The organism is Burkholderia sp. AU31652 (genome assembly GCF_002223155.1).
Lineage (GTDB): Bacteria > Pseudomonadota > Gammaproteobacteria > Burkholderiales > Burkholderiaceae > Burkholderia.
The window spans coordinates 2,793,643-2,799,740 of the sequence record NZ_NKFG01000005.1 but is presented as its reverse complement, the minus strand read 5'-3'; the positions used below and the strand labels follow the sequence as shown (position 1 = coordinate 2,799,740).

Here is a 6,098-nt window from a genome sequence, read left to right as displayed (position 1 = left end):
TTTGCCTGATGACCATAGCGAGTCGGTCCCACCCCTTCCCATCCCGAACAGGACCGTGAAACGACTCTACGCCGATGATAGTGCGGATTCCCGTGTGAAAGTAGGTAATCGTCAGGCTCCCTAAGCCAGAAACCCCCGCCCGAAAGGCGGGGGTTTTTGCATTTGAGCGGCGGAAATGCATGGGCGCGCGGAGTGGTGGCTTGGCTGGAGTTTCCACATCGCCTCTCCCAGGTACAAGCGCTCGCAGCTCCCGGAACGCCAATCGGCCAGTATCATCCGCGATCCCTTGGCCTATTGCTGCTATCTCCGATCAAAGCTGCAATTTCTCTCTGCGGCGCCTCGGTTGGTCTTGAGCGATCTACAGCTCGGTGCCACCGACATCTCCCGGTGCGCTCTCTACATCAACCGACACGCAGTGAGTGCTCATCTAACGTTGAGCCATCCATAAATGGCCAAAAAATGGCCGACGATGAGCGATGTTTGTCGAAAATTGCCTGAAATTGATGAGTCTGGACGAAAACCCACTAGACCATCCACTGGTCCTTCGACACGTTGTGCCAACATGATCATCGAAGCATGCAACGCACACAGCGCTAAATCATCACAAAAATCTATGCGCATAAAGTCCATTCGGGCGACATGCCCTGCAGAGCGGGGTGCAAGCCCTTCGGGGTAATATCACCATTCGTCCCGATTCCCGGTGCTTCCAGGCAACCGCCGGCGGTCGGGGTCCGCCGTATCCCGTCTCCCGCACCGTTCATGACTGATAGCCCTGCCCAAGGTGGTCGGACGACCGACTTCTTGCCGTATCTCGTCGCCGCAACGTTCTTCATGGAGTATCTCGACACGACCGTGATCGCGACCGCGCTACCGCAAATGGCGCGCTCGTTCGATGTCGGGCCGAACGCGCTGAGCCTCGGGATGACCGCCTATATGCTGGCGCTGGCAGTGTTCATCCCGATCAGCGGCTGGATCGCGGACCGCTATGGCTCGCGCACGGTGTTCGCCAGTGCAATCGTCGTCTTTACCGGTGCGTCGGTGCTGTGCGGGTTGTCCGAAGGTGTCGTGACATTCACCGCTGCGCGCCTGCTGCAAGGCGTCGGCGGGGCGATGATGGTGCCGGTCGGGCGCATGATCGTCGTTCGCAGCACCGAGAAGGCGAAGCTGATGCGCGCGATCGCGACGATCACGTGGCCAGGCATCGTCGCGCCTGTCGTCGGGCCGCCGATCGGCGGCTTCATCACGACCTATGCGTCATGGCGGTGGATCTTCCTGCTGAACGTCCCGTTCGGCATTGCCGCACTAGTCTGCACCTGGCTGATCGTCCGGAACACGCGGGCCGACGAGCAACGACCGCTCGACTGGGGCGGCTTCGTGCTCGCCGGGGGCGCGCTGACCTGTCTGCTGATCGGCACCGAAGCGGCCGGCCAGCAGGACGTCCACTTTACGCGCGCAGCCGTCCTGGTGGGCGCGAGCGTGCTGTTCGGCATCGCCGCCTGGTGGCATGCGCAACGTTGCGCGCATCCGCTGCTCGACTTCACGACATTGAACGTACCGACGTTCTCGGTGACCGTGATTACCGGGTCGATCACGAGAATGGCCATCAATGCGGTGCCGTACCTGCTGCCGCTGCTGTTCCAGATCGGTTTCGGGCTGTCGCCGTTCCAGTCCGGCCTGCTGCTGCTCGCGAGTGCGCTCGGCAATCTCGGGATGAAGGCGGGAACGTCGTGGATTCTCGACCGCTACGGCTTCCGGCGCGTCGCACTCGTCGACGTGACGATAGTCGGCCTCTTCACGATCGCGTGCGGCTGGCTGACTGCATCGACGCCACTGGCGATCACGCTGTTCGTCGTATTCGTCTATGGACTGACGCGGTCGATGCAGTTCACGACGCTCGCGACGCTAGCCTATGCGGATATCCCGGCCCAGCAGACAAGCGCGGCCAGCACGTTGTGGAGTGCTGCTCAGCAGATGACGATCGGGATGGGCATCGCGTTCGGTGCGTTGTCGCTTCGACTCGCGGCGTTGGTGCGGGGCGATGCGGCCGGCATGCACTACGTACTCGACGACTTTCGCTGGGCGTTCGTTGCAGCGGGCGTACTCGCATTGCTGACGTTGCCGGGCTATGCTCGGCTCGCCTCCGATGCGGGCGACCGGCTGCGGGCAAATGTGGCACGCGGGTAGGACGGGCCTTCTGTCGACTGTGTGCTGCGACAGGTGAGCGTCTGGGCGCTCTGTCGCTCACGCCAAACAGGGGCCCAGCGCGCCGCGACGGGCTGACGAGAAACGAAAAGGTCATCTGCCATGGTGGCTGCCTGAACTGATCGCCTGGTGATACCCGTTCGCGAAGAACCCTGGTCGATCACGCGCGATTGACACGTCGGATGCGCAGCATGTCCCGCTCGCCGTCACTGCGCGTCATGGAAGATGATGCCGACCGTGTGGCGGTGGCCGCTCCGAATCCGGCTGACGCCGTGGCGCAGGTTGACGCGATAGACGCCGCGCGTTCCCTGCACCGGCCTGCCGTGCACGGCGAAGATGACGGCGTCGCCTTGTGTCAGCGGCACCACTTCCGCGCGCGATTGCATGCGTGGTCGCTGTTCCGTCAGCACGAACTCCCCACCTGTGAAATCGCGGCCGGGCGCCGACAGCAGGATCGCGACCTGGAGCGGAAAGACGTGCTCGCCATACAGATCCTGATGGAGGCAGTTGTAGTCGTCGGCGCCGTATTGCAGGATCAGCGGCGTCGGTCGCGTCTGTCCTGCTGCGTGGCAGCGATCGAGGAAGGCCGCGTGGCCTGCCGGATAGCGGACGTCGATCCCGAGTGCCGTGTTCCAGCGATTGGCGATTGGCGCGAGATGCGGGTAGAGCGTCGCACGCAACTCGGCGATGACCGCGGGGAGCGGATACGCGAAATACTTGTATTCGCCGCGGCCGAACCCGTGCCGCGCCATCACGACGCGCGAGCGATAGAGTGCATCGTGTGGATAGAGTGACGCGAGCGTCGTACATTCGCTGGCCGAGAGCAGGCCCGGCACGCGCGCGCATCCGTAGCGATCGAGATCGGCATCGACAGTCATCCAGTCGATCGCGTCGACGCGTTGCGCAATTTCCAGTGAATCGACGGCAGGTTGCAGGTCGGCAATGTTCACGGGCATTCCTCGGTTCGTCAGCAATGTGGCGCCATGCGGTCGTGCGGAATGCTTGGGGCACGTCGTCCGCACGGTCGAGTCCACGGTAAATGTTGATGAGCCCAGTCTACAAATGTCCATGCGCCGGCGCGCTCCAGATCTTGCGCTTCAATTCTGGAAAGGAAGAGGGTGAGCATTCGCGACGGCATGGGCGCACCGAATGCCTCGACGAGTCGAATTGGAGAGACGGAGAGACGGAGAGACGGAGAGACGGAGAGACGGAGAGACGGAGAGACGGAGAGACGGAGAGACGGAGAGACGGGACGACGAGGGACGTGGAACGAATATTCGCCAGCAGGTAGCCGGCTCCGTCCGGCCACCCGCTGCATCACCGCTTACGCCACCGACCGGAACAGCCAATAGAGCCCGCCGGCAAGCACGATCGACGCCGGCAGCGTCAGCACCCACGCCAGCACGAGGCTGCGCACCGTGCCCCACTGCAAGCCCGATCCGTTCGCCGCCATCGTGCCCGCGACGCCCGACGACAACACGTGCGTCGTCGACACCGGCAATCCGTACACGTCGGCCGCGCCGATCGTGAGCATCGCGACGAGTTCGGCCGATGCGCCCTGTCCGTACGTCAGATGCTGCTTGCCGATTTTCTCGCCCACGGTCACGACGATCCGCTTCCAGCCCACCATCGTGCCGAGGCCCAGTGCGATCGCGACCGCCACCTTCACCCACGTCGGAATGAACTTGGTCGCGTGGTCGAGCTGCTTGCGATAGTTGTCGATCGCGAGCTTGTCGTCGGTGGCGAACGCGGGCCGGCCGGACTTCTCGATCAGGCGGATGGCTTCGGATACCAGATACATCGTGTTGCGCACGTTGTCGACGTCACGTTGCGGCACGGCCGCCATCGAGCCCGATGCACCGACGGCGGTCGCGAGCGACGTCGACAATTGCTGTACGGCGGGGATCACGGCCGGCGTCAGTTCGCGATGCTGGACGTAAAGCTCGACGTCGGCGCGCGGGTTCGCGGACGGTGCAACGCCGTTCGTGTACTTCCCGAACGTCGCGGCTGCCTGGTTCGCGACCGCCACGAAGGTCTGCGTCTCGGCCGGCGTGACGGCCTTGTTCAGCGCATAGGCGGTCGGCACCGTGCCGATCAGGATCAGCATGATGAGCCCCATCCCTTTCTGGCCGTCGTTCGAGCCGTGCGCGAACGACACGCCCGTGCAGGTCAGGATCAGCAGGCAACGAATCCAGAACGGCGGCGGCTGATCCTTCGGCGGCTCCTTGTACAGCTCCGGAATCCGCACGAGGGTTTTCAGCACGAGCAGCAGCAGCGCCGCGCACAGGAAGCCGACGAGCGGCGAGAGCAGTAGCGACTTGCCGACGCCGAGCGCCTGGCCCCAGTCGACGCCGCTCGTGCCGGACGGCCCGTGCATCAGCTGGTTCATCAGCCCGACGCCGATGATCGACCCGATCAGCGTATGCGAGCTCGACGACGGCAACCCGAAATACCAGGTCGCGAGGTTCCATACGATCGCGGCGATCAGCAGCGCGAACACCATCGCGAAGCCCGCGCCGCTGCCGACCTGCAGGATCAGCTCGACCGGCAGCAGCTGCAGGATGCCGAACGCGACGGCGCCGCTCGAGATCATCACGCCGAGGAAGTTCCACAGGCCGGACCAGATCACCGCGACGTTCGGTGTCAGCGAGTGCGTATAGATCACGGTGGCCACCGCGTTCGCGGTGTCGTGGAAACCGTTGACGAATTCGAAGCCGAGCGCGATCAGCAGCGCGGCGCCGAGCATCAGGTACGGGAACAGCGATCCTTCGCGCATCGGCGACAGATCGTCGATCAGGTGCGTGGCGATGTAGATCGCGCCAATCGCGAGCACCAGCAGGAAGACGGCATAGCCGAGCTGCTTGGTGCGCTCGACGGAACCCGAATTGCTCGGGGCAGACGAAGCAGGTTGATTCATGACGGTATCTCGTAAGGGAACCGCGACCGATCCTAGCTTCGGCTAGCAGTCAGTTTGATGACAGCTGGGACAACGAATGGGGTGTCTTACAGCGACGTAAGGTGAACATCGCCGGGCAATTGCGATACGACGCGACACGTCGGCTCGTGTCGTGGTCGATATCACGAACGCGACACGGCAGGCGGCCAGGTCGCAGTGTCGCGCCGATCGTCGTCGGCGACCAACGTCCATCCGTGCGGCGACGCAGCGAATGTCGTGCACGACAGCGGTGCGACGTCGATGCGCGTTGCCGCGTCGGGATCCAGTCGCATGGCATGCGCGACGGCCGCGCGAACGATCGGCGCATGCGTGATGGCGACGATGTCGCGGCCGTGTTGCAGCGCGTTCAACCATGTGCCGACGCGACGCATCGCTGCATCGAACGATTCGCCGCCGTGCGGCGACGCGGAAGGATCGCCGATCCACACGCCCAATTCGCCAGGCAGGTCGCGCGCGAGGTCGTGCAGCCGCTTGCCGCGCCAGTTTCCGTAGTCGATGTCGCGCAGCGCGTCATCGATGTCGGCATGCAGGCCGAGCGCATCGGCGGTCTGCACCGCACAGCGGGCCGGGCTGCACAGCACGAGCGCGCCGGTCACGCGTGCCCACCGGTCATGCAGCGCCGCGGCGTCGGCGAGCCCGTGCGCGTCGAGCGGGGCGTCGTCGGGAAACGTACCGGTGCGCATTGCCCGGGTCGAGGCGTGTGCGATCAGGCGCAGCGAGGCAGGCATGTTCGTGTCGTGTTTCGGATGATCCGGGACGAGTGAATTCGATCACCCGTCGCCGCTTCAATACGCGAACGTTCGCGCGTACAATTCGCCCGATACGAAACGCGGAAGCCGGTGCAATCCCGGCGCGGTCGCGCCACTGTAACCGGTGATCCATGATCCCGGAAGCCAGACCTGCCTTCGTACCCATCCAACATTTGTCGGGGCGCGATTCC

Annotated in this window: 4 protein-coding genes, 1 rRNA gene and 1 riboswitch; of the genes, 2 read left to right on the top strand and 3 right to left on the bottom strand. The window is 64.1% G+C overall.

Features of this window, described 5'->3' with window-relative positions; genetic code table 11:
- The first annotated feature begins 4 nt into the window (after positions 1–4).
- Together rrf and CFB40_RS30080 are read left to right on the top strand one after the other, a co-directional pair.
- Positions 5–117, top strand: a 5S ribosomal RNA gene (rrf, locus tag CFB40_RS30085).
- A gap of 642 nt (positions 118–759) precedes the next feature.
- On the top strand, positions 760–2,184 hold the full coding sequence (locus CFB40_RS30080; protein WP_089433232.1) for an MFS transporter: 1,425 nt from the start codon (positions 760–762) through the stop codon (positions 2,182–2,184).
- 224 nt (positions 2,185–2,408) lie between these two features.
- Here CFB40_RS30080 and CFB40_RS30075 read toward each other — a convergent pair whose 3' ends face one another.
- From CFB40_RS30075 to CFB40_RS30065, 3 genes are all read right to left on the bottom strand, one after another.
- Positions 2,409–3,152 carry a 2OG-Fe(II) oxygenase gene (locus tag CFB40_RS30075; RefSeq protein ID WP_179255079.1) on the bottom strand — a complete coding sequence of 248 codons (744 nt, stop codon included), beginning with the start codon at positions 3,150–3,152 and terminating at the stop codon, positions 2,409–2,411.
- A gap of 374 nt (positions 3,153–3,526) precedes the next feature.
- Positions 3,527–5,119 (bottom strand): inorganic phosphate transporter, encoded by a 1,593-nt coding sequence (locus CFB40_RS30070; RefSeq protein ID WP_089433231.1) that lies wholly within the window; start codon positions 5,117–5,119, stop codon positions 3,527–3,529.
- Between the two features lie 161 nt (positions 5,120–5,280).
- Positions 5,281–5,886 (bottom strand): histidine phosphatase family protein, encoded by a 606-nt coding sequence (locus CFB40_RS30065; protein ID WP_089433230.1) that lies wholly within the window; start codon positions 5,884–5,886, stop codon positions 5,281–5,283.
- A gap of 55 nt (positions 5,887–5,941) precedes the next feature.
- A riboswitch (cobalamin riboswitch) is annotated at positions 5,942–6,079 on the top strand.
- The last annotated feature ends 19 nt before the right edge of the window (positions 6,080–6,098 follow it).

Excerpts from the sequence above, each read along its gene's own strand:
- CFB40_RS30070 (WP_089433231.1), bottom strand. The coding sequence starts at position 5,119 with ATGAATCAACCTGCTTCGTCTGCCCCGAGCAATTCGGGTTCCGTCGAG.
- CFB40_RS30065 (WP_089433230.1), bottom strand. The coding sequence starts at position 5,886 with ATGCCTGCCTCGCTGCGCCTGATCGCACACGCCTCGACCCGGGCAATG.
- CFB40_RS30080 (WP_089433232.1), top strand. The coding sequence starts at position 760 with ATGACTGATAGCCCTGCCCAAGGTGGTCGGACGACCGACTTCTTGCCG.